Genomic DNA, 20,962 nt, shown 5'->3' with positions numbered 1-20,962 from the left:
AATACATTCCATTTACAAGCTTTTCCATCACCTTCCGGCTAATTTTACTTCATCAAAAAATTAACGTTATGAAAAAGCTCATATTACTGGTTGCTGTATCAGGCACCTTCATCATGTGTAAAAAGGGAGAAACGGCACAATCCGGCCTTGAAAGAACAATACAGTCTGCAGACAGCACTGCTACCGCAGCTACAGAAACTATCGACCATGCTCATAAGACCATTGATAAGGCCCTGGATTCAGCCAATATTAAAATAAAGGACTTTGAAAATACCAAAAACGATATTCAGCAGAAAATAGAAAATACCTCAAAGATCGTGGATTCTCTATCTGATAAAATCGCTTCCACCAGGCTGGAATCAAGAGTTGAGAAAAAGGATTCAGCCACGAAAAAGTCTAAAAAAATCGTTGTGAACGTTCCTGCGCCCAAAGTTATTAAAGAAACCAAAGTTATTTACAAAGAAAAGCCTAAGAATGACAGCGAACTGAGTCTATCAGAAAACAGAATGGTGAAATCCGGACAGCTCTCTCTCAAAGCTGAAAACGCAGAAACGGTCAAAGAAATCATTAAGGAGGAAGTCCTCAAAAATAAGGGCTTTATCAAAAGTGAAGACCTTTCCTATATAGAATCCGCAGACCGCAGAAAGGAGGATCAAAAAGTCTATACGATGGAAATCAAAGTCCCTATGCGGAATTTTGACGACTTAATGGATGCCTTAAGCCATAATATTGGGGATATTGAGAGTAAAAACGTTCAGGTTTCCGGAAATAACTATACTGATCATGCGATCTGCAGTATTTCACTACATCTTACAGATCAGGTAGAGACGGCAAAAGAACCTGAAACCTTTGCAGAAAAATCCCTGGCTGCAGTTTCATCCGGCTGGGAGGTTATCACTTCCATATTCCTTTTTCTGCTTCCGCTGTGGCCTTTATTTCTGATGGGAGGAATTGGATATTATTTTTATAAAAAGAAAAGCAAGAACACGCCTAATACAGATTCAAATTAGAATACAAAACTCCATCCTTGTGGTGGATTTTTAATATTTTTTTAATGATATTTAGAATTTCAGATCGATTCTTATGCTTAAATTTATAAATAGAAACGAATTCGTCATGAAACGAAATTCGAAGTCAACCTGGAAATTTTTATTTCATATATTAATATTTTGTGATTTGGTGAAAAATAAGGCTCTCATCTGAGAGCCTTATTTATATTATTTCATGTTCACTACTTTATCAACCACAAACTTTGTGTTTCCTCTCCACGGAAGAGCTCCGTTATATTCTTTGTAATGGAGGTCAAAAGTCTTACCGCTGTTGGTTTCCAGTTGTTTGAAAACTTCAGGGTCATCTACAGAAAATTCAAACTCATAGCTTGTAATGGTTCCTGTTTTTCCTTTTCCAAATCCTTCCTGAATCAGTTTACCTTCATACGTTTTGAAGATATAGCCTTTTTTCATGGCATAATTCAGGTATCCGGATTTTACTCCTTCTCCGAAAACGAAGAAGTACTTATACCATACCAATACTCCTAATAACAGCAGTACGACACCGAGGGTGATCCACAAAGATTTTTTCATAGGGAGTGTGTTTTATTGATGTTTATTTTGCGATACTTCTTGAGATCACGATTTTCTGGATTTCAGAAGTTCCTTCATAGATCTGGGTGATCTTCGCATCTCTCATTAATCTTTCTACGTGGTACTCTTTCACATATCCGTATCCACCGTGGATCTGTACTGCTTCAATAGTAGTATCCATCGCTACCTGAGAAGAGTATAACTTAGCCATTGCTCCACTTTCGGAAATATCTTTTCCGGCATCCTTTTCACAGGCTGCTTTGAAACATAACATTCTAGCTGCAGTGATCTGAGTAGCCATATCAGCTAATTTGAAAGCAATTGCCTGGTGGTTGATGATTTCAGTTTTGAAAGCTTTTCTAGTTTTAGCATATTTCAAAGCCATTTCATAAGCCCCGGAAGCAATCCCTAAAGCCTGAGAAGCAATCCCGATTCTTCCCCCGTTCAACACAGCCATAGCAAAGTTGAATCCGAAACCGTCAGCACCGATTCTGTTTTCTTTTGGTACTTTCACATTATTAAAGATCAAAGAGTGGGTATCACTTCCTCTGATTCCCAGTTTATCTTCTTTTGGTCCGATTTCAAAACCTTCCCATCCTCTTTCTACGATGAAAGCATTGATTCCTTTGTGCTTTTTCTCAGGATCCGTCTGTGCAATCACGATATAATAAGAAGCTGTTCCGCCGTTGGTGATCCAGTTTTTAATCCCGTTGAGAAGGTAGTAATCTCCTTTATCTTCTGCGGTTGTCTTCTGAGAAGTTGCATCAGAACCGGCTTCAGGCTCAGATAAAGCGAATGCTCCGATTACCTGTCCGCTTGCAAGAGGCGTAAGATATTTTACTTTTTGTTCTTCAGAAGCAAACTTTTCAAGACCCGCACAAACCAATGAATTGTTTACAGACATTACAACAGCTGCAGAAGCATCTATCTTTGCAATCTCCTCCATTGCCAAAACGTAAGAAACGCTGTCCATACCTGCACCTCCGTATTTTGGATCAACCATCATTCCTAAAAGGCCCATCTCTCCCATTTTCTTCACCTGCTCTGCTGGGAATTTCTGGTCACGGTCTCTTTCAATAACTCCAGGTAATAGTTCGTTTTGTGCAAAATCTCTTGCTGCCTGCTGAATCATCAGCTGTTCTTCCGATAAATTAAAGTCCATAAAAAAAATAATTAGATAGCCGTAAATTTACACTTTTTAGGCAAATCTGGAAAAATAAATTAGAAGTTGGGAAAAGGCCGGAGGAAAGGCAGCCGGAAGGAGGAAAAATAAAAGTTTATAAATGATGTGTTTTCTTATCCGTCATCTTATAAATGATCATAAAAATTACATTTTACATAAACATAATATCCGGTTAATGATCGCACTGCAACACAAAATATGTTATGGTAAACATTCAAATAATTTTCGATCACCACCTCCAAAGTTCTGAAATTAAAAAAAATGCTTATATTTAGATTTCTTTATAAATTACGTAAAAAATCATGACGATCAAGAGATTATTCGATATTCCTCACTACGCATTAGAAAAATATCCTAAAACGGATATGTTTGTCACTAAATATCATGGTGAATGGAAAAAAACTTCTACACAAGAGTTTATTAATGAAGGAAATAAGATATCCAGAGGATTGCTGAAGCTAGGTATAAAACCGGGGGATAAAATTGCATTGATAACTACCAATTCCCGTACGGAGTGGGCTATCATGGATTTTGGGCTTTCTCAGATCGGTGTAGTTTCTGTACCGGTATATCCAAGTATTTCACCGGAAGATTATGAATTTATTTTCAATAACGCGGAAATTCAGTACTGTTTTGTTTCTGATAAAGACCTTCTCAACAAAGTAATGAAAGTGAAGCATAATATCCCAAGCCTGCAGGGGATCTTTACTTTCGATCCGATAAGCGGTGCAGCCAACTGGAGAGAAATTCTGGATCTTGGCGAGGATGAATCTACCCAAATTGAAGTGGATGACCTTTCCAATGCCATCAATACCGAAGACCTTGCCACCATTATCTACACTTCCGGAACTACCGGAAGGCCTAAAGGGGTAATGCTTACCCATAATAATATTGTTTCCAATGTACTGGGATCTATCCCAAGGATTCCGAAGAAAAAAGGTTTTGACTACAAGGAAACAAGAGCACTAAGCTTCCTGCCTATTTGCCACATTTTTGAAAGAATGCTGTTTTATCTTTACCAGTATAATGGATTTTCGCTCTATTTCGCTGAAAGTATTGAGAAAATGGGAGAAAACGTAAAAGAGGTGAAACCTCATTATATGACCGTAGTACCACGGTTAGTGGAAAAAGTATACGACAAAATTTATAATACCGGTTCTTCTGCCGGCGGGCTAAAGTCTAAAATATTCTTCTGGGCTTTAAATTTAATCAGTAAAAAGAAGGAAATTTCTAAACCATCAGGAATACAGGAACTCATTGCGGACAAACTGGTATTCTCCAAATGGAGAGAAGGCCTGGGCGGTGAAATCGTGACATTGGTTTCCGGATCTGCAGCTTTATCTACAAGACTGAATTTAATGTTCCAAAATGCAGGAATCCCTATCCTTGAGGGATATGGTTTAACGGAAACATCCCCGGTAATTTCGGTAAACAGTTTTGAAAAAATGAAAGTGGGAACAGTAGGGATACCTTTGGATAATTTAAAAGTAAAGATCCAGGAAGACGGTGAAATTACAGTAAAAGGACCGTCTGTTTTCAAGGCCTATTTCAAAAATGAAGAAATGACCAAAGAGGTTTTCACAGAAGATGGCTTTTTCAAAACAGGAGATATCGGGCATATCGACAGTGACGGTTTCTTACAAATCACTGACCGTAAAAAAGAAATGTTTAAAACTTCCGGCGGGAAATACATCGCTCCTCAAATGATTGAGAACCTGGCCAAAGCCTCTAAGTTTATTGAGCAGATCATGGTAGTGGGTGATGGTGAAAAAATGCCGTGTGCCCTGATACAGCCTGATTTTGACTTTGCAAAAAGCTGGGCGATGAGAAACAACTTAACCGTTGGTTCCACGCCAGAAGAAATCGCCAAAAGCCCTGAACTGAAACAAAGGATAGAAAAAGAAATTGAAGGCATCAATGAACATCTTGGTAACTGGGAAAAGATCAAAAAAATTGAACTGACCCCTGAAATATGGAGCATTGAAAGCGGATTGCTTACTCCTACCTTGAAACTGAAAAGAAAAGCAGTAAAAGAGAAGTTTATTGCATTGTATAACAAGATGTATGATCATCAGGATTAAATAATATCAACCGCTTCATTTTGAAGCGGTTTTTTATGCTTTTTGGAAGATATTACCGGGATTCAGGCTAAAGACCTATTAACGGGTAAACAGGCTAAAACCAGGGCTTTTGAATGCTGCTCATATAATATCCCTAGTTAAGATAACAAAAAAGCTGTCTCATTTCTGAAACAGCTTTTGTATGATTGACAATCAATAATTAGAATTTAATTACAGATTTCATTTTTTCATTTTCTTCCATTACCAACTCATCATCTACAAGGATTTTCCCGGAATGTTCGTCAATAATAATTTTCTTTCTCTGAGCAATTTCCATTTGCTTTTGAGGAGGAATCGTGAAGAAAGATCCTTTGGGGGCTCCTCTTTCCAATCCTACTACTGCTAAACCATTGATAGAATTTGTTCTGATTCTGTTGTAAGAAGCTAATAATCTTTCATCAATTTTACCTGCGAATTCTTTAGACTGCTCTAACAGATATTCTTCTTCTTTTTGAGTTTCAGAGATAAGACCTTCTAATTCTTCTTTCTTGAATTTCAAGTGGTTTTTCAAATCGTTGATCTTAGCGTTCAGCTCGCTTAAAGTTTCATTTTTATGAGCGATTTTAGCTCCGAATTCTTTAATTCTTTTTTCAGCAAGCTGAATTTCCAGATCCTGGAATTCGATTTCTTTTCCTAATGCTTCAAACTCTTTATTGTTTCTTACATTATCCTGCTGAGATTTGTATTTCTCAATTAAAGTTTTAGCATGGTTAATCACTTCATGCTTTGTTTTGATCTGGTCATCCTGATCTTTAATGTCTGCATGAAATTTTTCAGCTCTCTTTTCAAGACCTTCGATCTCAATTTCAAGATCTTCAACTTCAATTGGCAATTCTCCTCTAGTATTTCGGATTTCATCCAATCTTGAATCAATGATCTGTAAATCGTATAAAGCTCTTAATTTTTCTTCAACTGAAATATCGTTGGTTTTTGCCATATTTAAATGAAATAATTTACTGGGTTTGTTTTTTCAATAGATTTTGAAATTGCAAATGTACTAAATTTTTGTGATAAAATTTCAAATAATTGTTGAGTCACAAATTGTTCTGATTCATAATGGCCTATATCACAGATCAGCATTTTGGACTCCGCTAAAAAATAATCATGGTATTTGAGATCTCCCGTAAGATAGGCATCACATTTCTTGGAAACGGCAGATCTGATTCCACTGGCTCCGGAGCCGCCCAGAACCCCTATCCTCTTAATTTTTTTATTGTTAAAAGAAGAATGTTTGATGACTTCAAGACCAAACTTTTCTTTAACCAATGTCAGAAAATCCTTTTCATCCATTTCCTCTTCCAGATCTCCATACATTCCCAATCCTGCATGATGGTTTTTGTTATCCAGGCTGTATACCTGGTAGGCTACTTCCTCGTAGGGATGTGCAGTCTTCATAGCCCCTACGATCTGCCCTTCTTTATATGTTTCAAAAATAACGGAGATCATGTCCTCATCCGCATTTTCACGGATATTCTGCTGGCCTGAGAACGGATTTGAGCCTTCTGTTGGTCTGAATGTTCCTTTTCCATTAACCGTAAAGCTACATTCATCATAACATCCTATACTCCCTGCTCCCGCACTAAACATGGCTTCTTTTACCTTTTCCGAATACTCGCCCGGGACGAAGACGGTCAGCTGCTTCAGGTTATTTTCTTTAGGCTGAAGAATTTTCATGTTTTTTAGCCCCAACTGGGTGCATATACCATGGTTTACACCAAAGAAATCATTATCAAAAGCCGTATGAATCGCATAAATGGCAATTTTATTTTCAATCGCTTTTAAAACGGCTCTTTCCACATAATTTTTTCCTGTTAAAGACTTTAACCCGGAAAATATAATAGGATGAAAACACACGATCAGATTGCAGTTTTTCAGGATAGCTTCTTCTACTACATTTTCCAATGCATCATGACATACCAGGATTCCGCTTACATCGCGATCAGGAACACCACACAGCAATCCCACATTATCAAAATCTTCTGCCTGTCTGACACTTATTTCTTCTTCAATCTTTGAAATGACAGTTCTTAGCTTCATGAATCTATTTTTACAGTTACGGCGAAGATATTAATTTTACCATGATCCCGGAAAAATTACACCATAAAAAACCGGCAAATTCAGCCGAGCCGGATCAAAAAAGCAACACAAACTTGTCTTTAAATAGGTATTAATTCAATCATGATAGTACTACTATTGAATATTTGGAATTTTCTTTTAACAATCTTATATTTACCTTATACTTGATTGAAATTATTAACTTCGCCGTGAAATAAACAGATTTTAAATGGAAAGAGAACATAATCTTGTTCCTGAAGATATTCTATGGAAAAGATTCCTTTATCGGATCATTTACCGTTCCGATACCAAGCTCGGAAAACTCTTCGACATCATCTTATTGTCCTTAATTCTCATCAGTACTGCCATCATTATGATGGAAAGTGTACCCAAACTCGACAAAAAGTTCCATTATACATTCCTGATCCTTGAGTGGGTCATTTCTATTTTTTTTACGCTTGAGTACTCTATGCGGATTGCTGTGGTGAAGAATAAAAAGAATTATATTTTCAGCTTTTTCGGGATCATCGATTTTCTTGCACTGGTTCCTTTTTTCCTTAGCTTTTTCTTTCCCATCACCAAATATTTCCTGATCTTCAGAATGCTGAGAATGTTGAGAATTTTTAGAATTTTCAATTTACTGGACTTTATGAATGATGGCTACCTCATCGTAAGGGCTTTAAAAAACAGCTCAAGAAAAATTTACATTTTCCTCCTGTTTCTGATTATTTTTTCAGTGATCGTAGGCTCATTAATGTTTATGGTGGAAGGCGGCAGGCAAGGTTTTGAAACCATTCCGCAGGCTATTTACTGGGCTGTGGTAACAGTTACTACCGTAGGCTACGGGGATGTGTCTCCTATCACTCCTTTAGGGAAGTTTTTTGCAGTAATCCTCATGCTGGCAGGTTATTCCATTATTGCAGTTCCTACGGGTATTGTAACCGCTGAAATGCGAAATAAAAGACAGAACCTGGAAAAGATATGTGACCGCTGCGGAAACGATGATATTGACGACAATGCAAGATACTGTAAACAATGTGGCAAGAAATTAGCTTAATATTTGGTATTCATTTAATCTATTAACAAATACCCGAAAAATCATGGAACCGAAAAAGAAAAACAAACCGAATAGTTTAGTGATCATTCTTTTCTCATTAATTGTATTGATGATCATCATTTACTTTATCCTTGCTATGTTCTTCCCTACTGTTTTTGATCTTATGAATACGGGAGACATACAGCCCGTACCTGATAAATAATGAGTAGTGAGCAAGATCATGAGATAGCATTAAAAATAAAAAGATGAGTGAAATATTTCACTCATCTTTTTTAGCAGTAAACAAAGCAGGTTTGTTTTATTTCTTAATCGCTTTCACAGTCTGCTTAGATCCGTCCTTCATATGAAGTGTTACCATATACATTCCTGATTTCAGATCTCCCAGATAAAGCGTTGAAACCGGCTGGTCTATAGTCTTCACGAGTCTTCCTGAAACCTCAGAAACCGAAATTGATTTTACCTGGTCAATTTTAGCGATATTCAATACGTCTGTGAACGGATTCGGATAGGCTCTGATCTCATTTTTAGCTTTAGAAGTTTCTGCAGTAGCAAGATTTTCTTTCGTAATATTAATGGTAAAAGTTCCTTCCAAGTTGTCATCCCATGTACTGTAATCGCCCACATTCACATAATATACCGTTCCGGCAGCCGTAGGGATAGCAATTGTTTCCGTCTCTCCTGCTCCGTTCTGATCTACAGTATCTACACAGGTTAAATTATTACAGCTACCGCTGTACACTCCGATCTGAGAGTCAAAATAACTGCCGGCAGGTGTTGATACGGTCATATTAAACGTAGTACCATCGCCGGTGAAAGTAAACCATGTACCATCATTCATCCCATTAGAGCAAACTTCAATATAGCCATTATTATTAGTAGCTCCTGCAGCATCAGTCTGTGTAAAGCTATATGGGAATACAGTTGCTGCTAATGCTCCAGAACATTCATCATTTACCGGCGGCGGAGGGATTGTCCCCACACAGATATCAAAGCTTTGAGCTTCGCCTGCCCCTCCATAACTGTATGCCCTGATATAATAAGTCTGGCCTACCGTCAGCCCGGTAAGAACTTCCATTCCTCCGTAGGAACACACCATACTTGCCAAACTATTGCAGTCACCGCTGAATACCTGATAATAAAGCTCATCGCTAAAGTCCGCTCCAATGGAAACCACGTTACTAAGCGTTACCGTATGACTGGTAGCAGTAGCTGTAAACTTAAACCACACATCATCATCCGGGTCACCATAGCATGGATCCGGGACCAAACCAGAATCACTTGCTCCCAAGGTATACCCTGAAGCCATGCTGGCACAGTTCATATCCGGATTCACCGTAAGATTTACCGCACTTGTACAGTCATCATTGGCAGGTGCAGGCGGCGCTGTTTTAAACTGGATGATGGAACAACCTGTAGATTCTCCTCCCGCTCCCACAGCTGTTACTTTTGCATAATAGATGGTATTGGCATTAAGCGGGGATGACGGCGTGAAATTGTTGGAAGTTACCGTTTGCTGATTGACAATATCTGTTCCTCCCGGAGTTGTTCCTATTGATACCTTATAACTCGTAGCCCCCTGCGTGGTATTCCATGTGATAGCAGGTGACACAGGAATAAACGATGAATTATTTAAAGGGTATTCCATGACAGGACAAGCCGGTATAGGATTGATTGTAAGCCCCATAAGACTCACTACAGATCTATATTCCAGGATTTCGCCAGATGGAGGATTGGCAGGGTCAGGGTCAGTACCGTCACTGCTGTAGGAAAGGGTACGATCATTGACAGCGCTGTATTTATAGACCGTAAATATATTACTGTCATCATAATCCGGAGAATTTTCTTCCGCCGCAATGACTAAGTTTTGTGTATTATTATACGGAAACGGGGTGGTAAAAGTGATTTCTATAACTCCGTTATTGTTAGTAACAGCACCCGCATAGACCTGTGTCAGCTGTGTTGAAGGAATCCAGTCACTGCCGGAAGTAAAATTGGATTTTGCAGTATGTCCCACATAAACAACCCAGTCTGATGAGTTGGTTAAAGATGCTGAAGCATCCAGATAAAATTTCAATCCTGTAATAGTACCTGCCGCATTGGCATTAATCTCTTGTTTGGTAAAAATCTGCTGGATATAGGAATATCCATAATAAGTATCAATCGGGGCATTCCCGGTTTCAGTACTCCCTTCTCCTAAGTTGATTTGAGCACTCAATGTCATGCCTATCATCAATAAGCACAAAAGTAAGATTTTCTTCATATTATATTATTTTATTGGGTATTAATTATATTACCAAATTAATAATAATTTTAACACAAGATTAAAAAAACATTAAAAAATTATTAAAAAAGCAGTGACTAAATAGCCACTGCTTTCATAATTATGAATAAATAATGATTTTTATTTTTTTAGAATCTTGATCGTCTGTTTAGATCCGTCTTTCATATTCAATACCGCTAAATACATTCCTTGTTTTAATTCTCCTAATTGAAGTACAGAAGAAGGTGCTGCAATAGTCTTCACTACTCTTCCTGTAAGATCAACAATTGAAATAGACTGTACTTTAGAGATGTCTGAAATATTCACAACATCAGTAAATGGATTAGGATAAGCCTGAATCGTATTTACTTTAACGGCAGATGCTTCTGAAGTCGCTAACATACTTGAGGTAATACTCATCGTAAAGTTTCCTTCTGCTGAATCGGTAGTGGCACTATAGTAGGCTACATTTACATAATAGTCTGTACCTGCTACAGAAGAGAATGTATAAGTTTCCGAAGATCCGGAAGTACTAAGGCTGTCATCTACGGTACCCACGCAAGTAAGAGCACCGCAGTTACCGGAATATACCGATACCTTATGATCCCAAGTAGTGGTTGTAGTTGCCTTTACCGTAATCGTTCCTCCGTCACCTGTAAACTTAAACCACATTCCGTCATTAGATCCTGAAGAACAGGCAGTAATAAATCCGGATCCGTTTGTATTACCTGCTCCGTCTGTCTGGTTGTAAGTATAAGGGAATGATGATGCTACCAATGCTCCGGAACAGTTATCATTAGCCGGTGCAGGATTAGCATTCACGGTAAATGTTCTTTCCGTACATGCTGATGAGGTATTGGTATTGACCTTGTAATAGTATTTAGTTCCTAATGTTAAAGGAGCAGTAAATGTATAGGATGTAACATTCCCCACGTTCACATTACTCAGGATATCAGTTCCGCCAGCTGTTGTTCCCACAGATAAACTATAAGAAGTTGCCGTAGAAATCGGATTCCATTTAATAGTAGGCATTATTGGCTGAAGAGTTGCCGCATCAGCAGGATAAGTCACGATAGGACAAGGTCCCTGTGTCGTAAAGTTTCTTTCCGTACAAGCTGTACCTGCCAAGCCTCCCGCGTATCCGGTTACTGTATAATAGTATTTTGTACTGAATGATAATGGCGTAGAAACGGTATAGGACGTCATATTTCCAACATCCACACTATTCATAATATCTGTACCTCCGGCAGTGGTTCCCATAGAAATTCTATATCCGGTAGCCCCCGTGATCGCTCCCCATGTAATGGTAGGAGTGATGGAAACATTGGTGGCAGAGGATGAAGGCGCGGAAACAGCAGGACATAAAGTTGACGTTGTGAAGTTTCTTTCCGTACAAGATGTCCCCATGATACTTCCTGAATATCCCGTTACCGTATAATAATATTTTGTATTATATGATAAAGGGGTAGAAAGGGTATAAGTCGTTACATTTCCTACATCCACGCTGTTCATAATATCTGTACCTCCGGCAGTGGTTCCCATAGAAATCTTATATCCGGTAGCTCCTCCCACCGCAGACCATGTAATGGTAGGAAGGATGGAAACCCCGTTGCAGAAGATGAAGGTGCTGACACACTTGGACATAACGTTGAAGTGGTAAAGTTTCTTTCCGTACAGGAAGACCCTGTTGTACTTCCGGAATACCCGGTTACGGTATAGTAATGTTTTGTATTATATGCTAATTGCGTAGTAAGGGTATAGGTACTTACATTTCCAACATCCACGCTGTTCATGATATCTGTACCTCCGGCTGTAGTTCCCATGGAAATTCTATATCCGGTAGCCCCTGCAATAGCCCCCCATGTGATGGTAGGAAGCACAGATACCCCTGTTGCTGCCGATGAAGGTGCCGAAACACTCGGACATAAAGTTACCGTTGTAAAAGTTCTTTCCGTACAACCTGAGCTGGCAGAAGTCCCGCTATAACTGGAAACCGTATAATAATATTTAGTATTGAATGATAAAGGGGTAGTAAGGGTATAAGTCGTTACATTCCCTACGTCCGCATTATTTATAATATCCGTACCTCCGGCAGTAGTTCCCATAGAAATTTTATATCCGGTAGCCCCCGCTAAAGAACTCCAGCTGATAGCAGGCATTACAGCAACTCCGGTGGCTGCAGAAGAAGGTGACGAAACGCTAGGACAGCCAATATTTAAAGTTGTAAAAGAACTTTCCGTACAACCTGTATTACTTCCAAAATTATTGGTAGGAGTAACTTTCACGTAGTAAAGCACCGAGTAGTCCAGTGCATTGGCAGCAGGAATTGTGTAAGAAGTAGCACTCCCCACATTCACATTATTTAATACATCTGTTCCTCCAGGTGTAGTCCCCACACTTAATAAGTATGAAGTAGCCCCTGCAGCCGCAGCCCAGGTAAGCGCAGGAGTTCTGGAAATCCCCGTAGCTCCGGCAGCCGGTGTAGCTAATGTAGTACACCCAGGTCCGGTTGAAATAGTCTGAGTCAGCTTAACATCATCAAAACCTAAATAAAAGTCACCGGGACTTGTATAATTCCCCGTAAGTCTGAATTTAAAATTAGCTCCTGCCGGAATGGTTCCCGCCGGAATAGTCCCTGAAACGGTAGTACAGGAAACAGGAGTAGCATTTGGACTGTCAAGAACCACAGGAGTGATCAGCGGAACCCAGGTAGTTCCTCCATCCACTGAATAATCTGCCGCTACATTCCCCTTGATCGCTCCGGAAGTAGAATATCCTTTTGCTGCATACTGAAATGAATAGTCCATTGCAGTGCCATTCGAATTAGCAGAACTATACACAAGGCTAAAAGATGTCGCACTTGAATATAAATTCTTATAAGCCATTTTTGCATCCGCACAGGCAGTACCCCCTGACCATATGGAATACGAAGGAGAACCTGTGGACGTCCATCCTACAGGTAATGAATTCTCAAACCCTTCATTGACTATAATCTGTGCCGAGGCTCCTATTCCCAGAGCGGTCATACACAATAGTAGAAGTTTTTTCATATATAGTAAAATAAAATTAGGGCGTAAAAGTAATTAAATATTTAATTAAAAATCAATAATTAATTAAAACAAACACATACAAATCAATGAAATAGAATTATTTTTAACTAAAATCAAACAATTATTTAATTTTAACATTTTTTTAACAATTGATGATAAATTGTAATATTCTGAATATCAGCAAATTAAGAATAATCATAAAATTAAGCCCCAGCTTACAGACTGCTATTTAACATAAAATAATTTTTGAAAAAAAAATCATCATAATAATAAAAGTTCAATAAAAAAAGCGGCAAAAAAGCCGCTTTTATAGATATTTATTTTTTATTTAATTTAATTCAAGTAAAATTCATATTTATTCAGTAACTGAATCTCTTTAATCAGATCCCCATTCAGATCCACGGAATGCTTCATCGATTGAACTTCAATATGAGAGTTGTCCTCAATATTTTTAATAAAGAATTTTAACTTCTGATTTCCTTTGTTCCTATCGAGAACCGTTCTGAAAAAGTCAAGGTCCTCAGGCCGTACATCCATGACATCCATGACCAGAGAAATGCTTTTCGCAAACCTTTCAAACGCTTCCTGAAGCTCAATGACATCATTTACATTTACGAAAACCCTTCCATCCTTAACCTGTGCGAATTTTATCTTAAAGATCACAAACCGCTGGACTTCAAGTTTTTCTTTCAACCTCATATAATCCCGGTCTCCCAGCCTGAAAGAATATGACCCCGAATAATCCTCCAGCGTTACAAATGCCACTTTCTCACCACTCCTGAAACCATCCTGCACCCTGTACTCGGTAATCAGACCGGCTACCGTGTATTCTTTTCCGCCTCCGCCATTTTCCCTTTCTTTCTGAATCGTTTTCCAGTCTTTCTTTTTCTCCTCAAACAATTCTTCCTGCTTATTGGAAAAGGCTTGTTCTTTATAAGCATCCACCTCATCAAGGTTTAAAAATAAAAAATTACCTTTCGGCTCAGCTTTTTTGGTCACCTCTTCCACGATCTCTTCTTCAATCGATATTTCGTCTGAAACAATTTCTGTAAGATAAACTGTTTCGTCCTGCGCTTCCTGCTCTACAACAGGTATATCATCAGAAGCGGTTTTTTCTTCTTCCTCTTTTTCCAAAACTGCTTTTTTTGAAAGCTGGCCCTGCATAAACTGAAACTGGTATTTAAACTCATCCAATGGGTGGGCAGAAAGATAGAAACCAATGATTTCTTTTTCTTTATTAAGCTTATGCATATTCGGCCATTCCGGACAAGGTGCCAGTTTGGGCTGTTCGATCTGAACTTCTTCCGCAAAATCAGCAAACAGGGAGTGTTCCATTTCATTTTTACTTTCCTGGAAGCTCTGCCCATATCTGATCAATCGTTCCAGATTCGTTTTTCCAGCCATATCTATATCAAAATACTGACCTCTGTGGAAAGTATCCAATTCATCAAAAGCTCCTGCCAGCACTAAACTTTCCGCCACTCTTTTATTCATCTGCGAAGGCATTATTCTCTCGAAGAAATCATAGATATTTTTAAACCTGCCGTTTTCCCGCTCTCTCGTGATCGCTTCACTAGGACCTTCTCCAATACCCTTGATCGCTCCCAGTCCAAAACGAACCTGCCCTTTCTCGTTTACTGAGAACTTATATTGAGATTCATTAACATCCGGCCCTAAAACATCAACGCCCATACTCTTACAGTCTTCCATAAACATGGTAATAGAATCCGTGTTGTTAATGTTATTACTCATTACGCTCGCCATGTACTCCGCCGGGTAATTTGCTTTTAAAAATGCGGTTTGATAGGCAATAAAAGCATAACACGTAGAGTGAGATTTATTGAAGGCATATTCGGCAAAGGCTTTCCAGTCATTCCAGATTTTTTCTAACCGCTCTTCATTCAGGTTATTCTTTCGGCCTCCTTCAATGAATTTAGGGTACATTTTATTCAGAACATCAATCTGCTTTTTACCCATCGCTTTTCTCAGTGTATCAGCCTCACCTTTTGTAAAATTGGCCAATTTCTGGGATAAAAGCATTACCTGCTCCTGGTAAACGGTAATTCCGTAGGTTTCCTTTAAATATTCTTCTGTTTCCGGTAAATCATAAACAATCTCTTCAATCCCGTGCTTTCTGTTAATAAAGTTTGGAATATACTTGATCGGACCCGGACGGTACAATGCGTTCATGGCAATAAGGTCAGCAAAAACCGTCGGTTTCAGTTCCCGCATATATTTTTGCATCCCGGGACTTTCATACTGGAAAATCCCTACCGTTCTTCCTTCCTTAAACAGCTGATAGGTCTTGGCATCATCCAGCGGGATAAGATCCGGATCAATATCCAACCCATATCTCGCTTTCACAAGTTTCAGGGCATCCTTGATGATCGTCAGTGTTCTAAGACCAAGGAAGTCCATCTTTAAAAGACCGGCACTTTCCGCCACGGAGTTGTCAAACTGTGACACCAAAATATCGGCATCTTTGGCTGCAATCGTTACCGGAACCAGATTACTCACATCTTCCGGGGTAATGATTACCCCACAGGCATGAATTCCGGTATTCCTGATACACCCTTCCATCTTTTTCGCACTTGCAAGCACATCATGACGGGAATCCTCAGGGCTGTCCAGAACATACCTCATCTCATCGACAAGCATTTGCTCCTCCGGCTTCAGTTTATCATATTTCGCCAATGCTTTTGCAATATTCATCCCCGGTGTGGACGGAATAAGCTTAGCGATATTATTCGTATCCGGGATAGGGACATCCAGAACCCTTCCTGCATCTTTAATTGCAGACTTTCCTCCAAGCACAGAATAGGTAATAATCTGCGCTACCTGGCTCTGCCCGTATTTATCGATTACCCATTTGATAATCCTGTCCCTTCCTTCGTCATCAAAGTCAATATCAATATCCGGCATCGAAACCCTTTCCGGGTTCAGGAACCGCTCAAAAAGGAGATCATATTTAATCGGATCCACATTCGTAATTCCTATACAGTATGCCACTGCGGATCCTGCTGCAGATCCTCTTCCGGGACCTACCCAAACTCCCATTTTTCGGGCTTCGTTACAGAAATCCTGTACAATAAGGAAGTATCCTGGATAACCGGTATTGGCAATTACCTCCAGTTCAAAGTCAAGACGCTCTTTGATCTCATCAGTAATACCTGTTTCCGCATATCTCTTTTTAGCTCCTTCATAGGTTAAGTGCGTAAGATAAGCCATCTCCCCTCTTTTCCCTCCGTCTACCTCATCTTCTGCATGGATAAATTCTTCAGGAATGTCAAATTTAGGAAGAAGAACATCTCTTTTTAAAGTATAAGGTTTGAACTTCGCAAAGAATTCTTCGTACGCGTCAAAAGCATCCGGATAAGCAAGGAAAGCTTCTTTTATTTCATCCGAGTTTTTGATGTAATACTCTCCTGTAGCCAGTCCTCTCCTTTTACCAAATCCTTTTCCAATAGGTGTTGTAAGCTTCTCTCCATCTTTGATACAGCTTACAATATCCTGAATATTAGCATCATCCTTATTGGTATAGAAGGTTTCGTTCTGAGCTAAAATCTTAACATTATATTTATCTGAAAGATATAACAGGACCTCATTTAAGTGTTCTTCCTCAGGCAGCTTATGGTTTTGAAGCTGAACATAAAAATCATCTCCAAAAGTTTGTTTCCACCATTTAAAAAGCTCCTCTCCTTTTTGTTCCCCGGTATTTAAAATCGCATCCGGAATATCACCCATGATCCCTGAGGTAAGAGCGATCAGTCCTTCTTTATACTGAGCGATCAGCTCACGGCTCACCCTGGGAACACCAAAATAGAACCCTTTTAAAAATCCGATACTGGAAAGCTTGGCAAGGTTTTTATATCCGTTAAAATCCTTTGCCAGCAGAACAACCTGCGTTCTTCTGTCCGGATCATCCTTCGTAAACTGCTTCTGTTCGTAACGGTCTGAAATATAAAACTCACATCCGACAACTGGAATTAAGGGTTCTGAAACAGGCTCCTCTTCATTAAACTCTTCTCCGTTCTCTTCCGCTTCCTGTTTTTTGGCAAGATATTCTTTATGCTTTTTCGCTCTGTCCCCATTGGCTCCTTCCACCGCAGAAACAAACTTAAAAGCTCCCATCATATTTCCCAGATCCACCATTCCGACAGCCGGGAAATTTTCATCAGAGGCTCTTTTAATCAGATCACTGATACTTGAAGTAGCCGTGAGTGTTGAAAATACACTATGATTATCAAAATTGAAATATTTACCTAAATCAATATCATCGATACTTCCAAAATCCTGCTGTTTCTTCTTGTTATGAAAATCAGCAACCTGTCTCCGGATAACAATTCCGAAAGGTTTGATCGGGTCCGGGTAAAGACTTTTAAAATAAGCAAGCTGATCCTCTGAAATCTTTAAGGTTTCAGCCGGAACAACCCCAATTCTCATCATTTCAAAGAAAACCTGAGCGGTGGCATTTACGTCCGCAGCAGCATTGTGGGCTTCATCAAACTTATTTCCGTACAGCTTTTCATAGAGTTCTTCAAGTTTCGGAGGTTTAAACCGGCCTCCCCTTCCTCCGCCAAGCTTGCAGAAGTCGGTTCCCAGAATCATTGTATCTGCTCTGGGTTTTCCCTGTAAATTATCATTAAGATTTTTTCTGTAAAATTCTGCCCCTACAATATTGTAGTCAAACTCCACATTATGTCCGGATACCACTCTTACCCTTTCCAGTACTTTTGAAAACTCTTCCAAGATTTCCTGGAGGTCACGGCCTTCTTCATGGGCAATCTTTGTGGTAATTCCGTGAATCCTGGCTGCATTAAAAGGAATGTCATAGCCTTCCGGTTTAATAATATAATCCTGGTTTTCAATCAGGTTCCCGTCATCATCATGCAATTGCCATGCAATCTGGACCATTCTTGGCCAGTTGTCCGAATCCGAGAGCGGTGCGTTGAAATTCTTTGGTAAACCGGTTGTTTCTGTGTCAAAAATTAAATACATATAATGTTCTAACTTTTTTATAAAAAAGAGAATGTAAAGTTACTTCATTTTTTCTAAATACTGTCTTAAAGTCATGAGATAAACGATCAATAATTATTAAAACAAAAACATCCGAATAAGAGTCCTACATTTTTACGGCAGGCAAAGAAATACGGATTATGCAATTGAATTTACTCATTTCAATTCATTGTACTACAAAAAAACAGGTCAAAGACATTTTCTTCTGAGTATCTGGAAAAAAACGATAAAAAAATGACAATATTTTGAAAATCAGCCCCTGTCTTTTATTCATTTTCACAAAATAAAAAACATTCATAAATATAAATTATATAAAAATATCAACTAAAAATTAAATATTTATTTATAAATACAGTCAAAATGCTTTTTGTTTTCACGAAATAAAGCCTGAATTGAAATTATTCATACATTTGAAAAAACACTAAACTTCTTTAAAACCTTAACAAAATGAATAAGATCTTTATTTCGATCAGCACTTTAATTATTTCATTTATAAGTGCTCAAAACAACAATGATGCTCTCAAAAGAGAATTTGAAAGACAAAGAATAGAAAACAACGAAAAGTTTGACGCCTATGTTTCAAAACATTATGGCGCCAGCAGAAGTCCTGAAACCTTAAAAAAAATTGAGGAAGAGAGAGCAAGCATTGCTGCTTTTGCCCCTAACGGCCAGCCTCTTTTCAACAAAGCCCAGGACCTGGACCAGATCAAAAATTCTAATTCCGACTTTCTGCAGGGAGGAAATATCAGCGGACTCACAGGCTCCTTTAACGGTGAAAATATCAAATTTACCATTTTTGACGGAAGTACAGCAAACGCCCCCTCCAGAGTTTTTGCAGACCATGTATTTTTTAATAACGCTACCGGAAGGATAACCAATAAAGAAAGCAGCACTCTTAATTATGGTGATCATGCCACTTCTATTGCAGGCTTCATTGGAGCTAAAGATTATCCATATACTGTAACCTTTACTAATGGAACTACAAGAGCCGTTAATTTCAGGGGGATTGCTCCCAATTCTACCATAGATGCCTATGCTTTTATGGATAGCACCCTGCCTGGAAACACCACCGCAAGTACTGTGTTTCAAAAAATATTAATTGCGCAGCCTGCTATATCCAACCATTCTTACGGAACCAATCCCGGATGGACTCAAGCATTGGTCAATGGTGCAGCAGCCTGGGTATGGGCGGGAGATTTTACTTCACCCAATACAGCATATGATATGCAGGGAACGTATTTTGAGACGGACCGGGATTATGACCGCATTGTATATAATAACCCGTCCTATATCATTGTTAAATCCGCCGGAAATTCTTACGGAATGGGACCCGGCACCTCGGCAGGGACTAAATACTATTCCAAGGGCACTGTTGCATTTACCGCATCAGATACCCTTCCTCCCAACAACTGCTCACAGGGATACGACTGTATCGGCTTTGGTTCTCTGGGAAAAAACATTATTGTCGTAGGAGCTACCGACAGAATCACCACTAACGACGGGAGATACACCGCTTCTTCGGATGTCATCCATTCCGGCTACAGCAGCGCGGGACCAAGAGATGACGGAGGTATTAAACCTGATATTACTGCTGTTGGAACATCAGTAGCCAGCGCGAGTACTAATAATGATGCAACCGGAAGCCAAGGTATTACAGTAGGCGATGGGACTTCGTATTCAGCTCCTGTTGTTACAGGTATCATGGGGCTATGGACCCAGATCAGCAAGCAATTATTTTCCGGAAACCCACTCAGTGCCGCATCTGCTAAAACCCTGATGATCCACTCCGCTTTAGAAGCCGGCAATATCGGACCTGACCCGCATTTCGGATGGGGATTCATCAATGCAAAAAAAGGAGCAGAACTTCTTGTGGCAAAATCAAATAACAGCATTATTTTTAACGATGAGACCTTAACAAGCGGAACACCAAATGCCAAAATCGTTACAGCTTCCGGAAGTGAACCATTAAAAGTGACCATTTCATGGATCGATCCTGAATACACCACAATGCCAGCCACTTACGCAGATGCTTATAACGATAGAACATCTAAGCTTATTAATGATTTGGACGTGAGAATTATTGATACCTCTAACAATACTATTTATTACCCTTGGAAATTGAATGCTTTAAGCCCAATGTCCCCTGCTACAAAAGCCGACAATACGGTAGACAATGTAGAGCAGGTAGTTATCGACAATCCGGTAGCAGGTAGAAATTACAGGATTGAGATCACCAACAAAGGGACCTTAAAAAACAATGCAGGCGCTAATGCTCCACAGAATTATTCAATTCTTGTGACAGGCTACACCGCTCTTTTAGGAACTAAAGAAACCGGAAGCCTAAGCGGAATTGCCATAGCACCCACTATTACAAAGAATATGATCAATATACTGAAAGCACCTAAAAAATCAACTTTCACCATTTATGATCTATCCGGTAAAAAATTACAGAACGGAACCATCAACAGTGATAAAGAAGCAGTTGATTTATCTGCCTATACAAAAGGAATTTATATTATTGAAATAAAAACTGACAAAGAAGTAATTTCTAAAAAAGTAATTAAGGAATAACCATAAAATTCATTAAATTATTGCAAAATACTAACACTTGTTAGTATTTTGTTTTTTTATGTATATT

At 39.0% G+C, this 20,962-nt stretch carries 13 protein-coding genes; 5 read left to right on the top strand and 8 right to left on the bottom strand.

Features of this window, described 5'->3' with window-relative positions; all coding sequences use genetic code 11:
- Nucleotides 1–68: 68 nt before the first annotated feature.
- On the top strand, nucleotides 69–1,010 hold the full coding sequence (locus MUW56_RS17375) for a DUF4349 domain-containing protein (protein WP_292014373.1): 942 nt from the start codon (nucleotides 69–71) through the stop codon (nucleotides 1,008–1,010).
- A 207-nt stretch (nucleotides 1,011–1,217) separates the two neighbouring features.
- Here the strand turns inward: MUW56_RS17375 and MUW56_RS17370 are convergent, their stop codons facing one another.
- Together MUW56_RS17370 and MUW56_RS17365 are read right to left on the bottom strand one after the other, a co-directional pair.
- Nucleotides 1,218–1,583: a hypothetical protein gene (locus MUW56_RS17370; RefSeq protein ID WP_292014372.1), complete on the bottom strand. Its 366-nt coding sequence runs from the start codon at nucleotides 1,581–1,583 to the stop codon at nucleotides 1,218–1,220.
- A 22-nt stretch (nucleotides 1,584–1,605) separates the two neighbouring features.
- Entirely contained in the window at nucleotides 1,606–2,745 is a 1,140-nt protein-coding gene (locus MUW56_RS17365; protein WP_292014371.1) for an acyl-CoA dehydrogenase, read from the bottom strand.
- A 323-nt stretch (nucleotides 2,746–3,068) separates the two neighbouring features.
- Between MUW56_RS17365 and MUW56_RS17360 the strand changes: the two genes are divergently transcribed.
- Nucleotides 3,069–4,847 carry a long-chain fatty acid--CoA ligase gene (locus MUW56_RS17360; RefSeq protein ID WP_292014370.1) on the top strand — a complete coding sequence of 593 codons (1,779 nt, stop codon included), beginning with the start codon at nucleotides 3,069–3,071 and terminating at the stop codon, nucleotides 4,845–4,847.
- 199 nt (nucleotides 4,848–5,046) lie between these two features.
- On the opposite strand, the gene MUW56_RS17355 is transcribed toward MUW56_RS17360, so the two are convergent.
- Both MUW56_RS17355 and MUW56_RS17350 read right to left on the bottom strand, forming a co-directional pair.
- Nucleotides 5,047–5,823, bottom strand: a complete 777-nt coding sequence (locus tag MUW56_RS17355; protein ID WP_292014369.1) for a hypothetical protein — start codon at nucleotides 5,821–5,823, stop codon at nucleotides 5,047–5,049.
- 2 nt (nucleotides 5,824–5,825) lie between these two features.
- Complete coding sequence (locus tag MUW56_RS17350) at nucleotides 5,826–6,923, bottom strand: Nif3-like dinuclear metal center hexameric protein (protein WP_292014368.1); 1,098 nt, start codon at nucleotides 6,921–6,923, stop codon at nucleotides 5,826–5,828.
- Nucleotides 6,924–7,170: 247 nt separating this feature from the next.
- On the opposite strand from MUW56_RS17350, the gene MUW56_RS17345 reads away from it, so the two are divergent.
- The gene (locus MUW56_RS17345; RefSeq protein ID WP_292014367.1) at nucleotides 7,171–7,998 is read left to right on the top strand and encodes an ion transporter; all 828 of its coding nucleotides are present in this window, start codon (nucleotides 7,171–7,173) and stop codon (nucleotides 7,996–7,998) included.
- 43 nt (nucleotides 7,999–8,041) lie between these two features.
- Nucleotides 8,042–8,200, top strand: a complete 159-nt coding sequence (locus tag MUW56_RS17340; RefSeq protein WP_292014366.1) for a hypothetical protein — start codon at nucleotides 8,042–8,044, stop codon at nucleotides 8,198–8,200.
- A 96-nt stretch (nucleotides 8,201–8,296) separates the two neighbouring features.
- Here the strand turns inward: MUW56_RS17340 and MUW56_RS17335 are convergent, their stop codons facing one another.
- From MUW56_RS17335 to dnaE, 4 genes are all read right to left on the bottom strand, one after another.
- Complete coding sequence (locus MUW56_RS17335) at nucleotides 8,297–10,258, bottom strand: T9SS type A sorting domain-containing protein (RefSeq protein ID WP_292014365.1); 1,962 nt, start codon at nucleotides 10,256–10,258, stop codon at nucleotides 8,297–8,299.
- A gap of 141 nt (nucleotides 10,259–10,399) precedes the next feature.
- Entirely contained in the window at nucleotides 10,400–10,660 is a 261-nt protein-coding gene (locus tag MUW56_RS17330) for a T9SS type A sorting domain-containing protein (RefSeq protein ID WP_292015429.1), read from the bottom strand.
- Between the two features lie 1,106 nt (nucleotides 10,661–11,766).
- Nucleotides 11,767–13,308, bottom strand: a complete 1,542-nt coding sequence (locus MUW56_RS17325; RefSeq protein WP_292014364.1) for a hypothetical protein — start codon at nucleotides 13,306–13,308, stop codon at nucleotides 11,767–11,769.
- Nucleotides 13,309–13,641: 333 nt separating this feature from the next.
- Entirely contained in the window at nucleotides 13,642–18,306 is a 4,665-nt protein-coding gene (gene dnaE / locus MUW56_RS17320) for a DNA polymerase III subunit alpha (RefSeq protein ID WP_292014363.1), read from the bottom strand.
- Between the two features lie 465 nt (nucleotides 18,307–18,771).
- Here dnaE and MUW56_RS17315 point away from each other — a divergent pair, with 465 nt between their 5' ends.
- Complete coding sequence (locus tag MUW56_RS17315) at nucleotides 18,772–20,895, top strand: S8 family peptidase (RefSeq protein WP_292014362.1); 2,124 nt, start codon at nucleotides 18,772–18,774, stop codon at nucleotides 20,893–20,895.
- The last annotated feature ends 67 nt before the right edge of the window (nucleotides 20,896–20,962 follow it).

The organism is Chryseobacterium sp. (assembly GCF_022869225.1).
Taxonomy (GTDB): Bacteria; Bacteroidota; Bacteroidia; order Flavobacteriales; family Weeksellaceae; genus Chryseobacterium.
The sequence above is the reverse complement of the archived record's forward strand: the minus strand, read 5'-3'. Positions and strand labels throughout refer to the sequence as shown.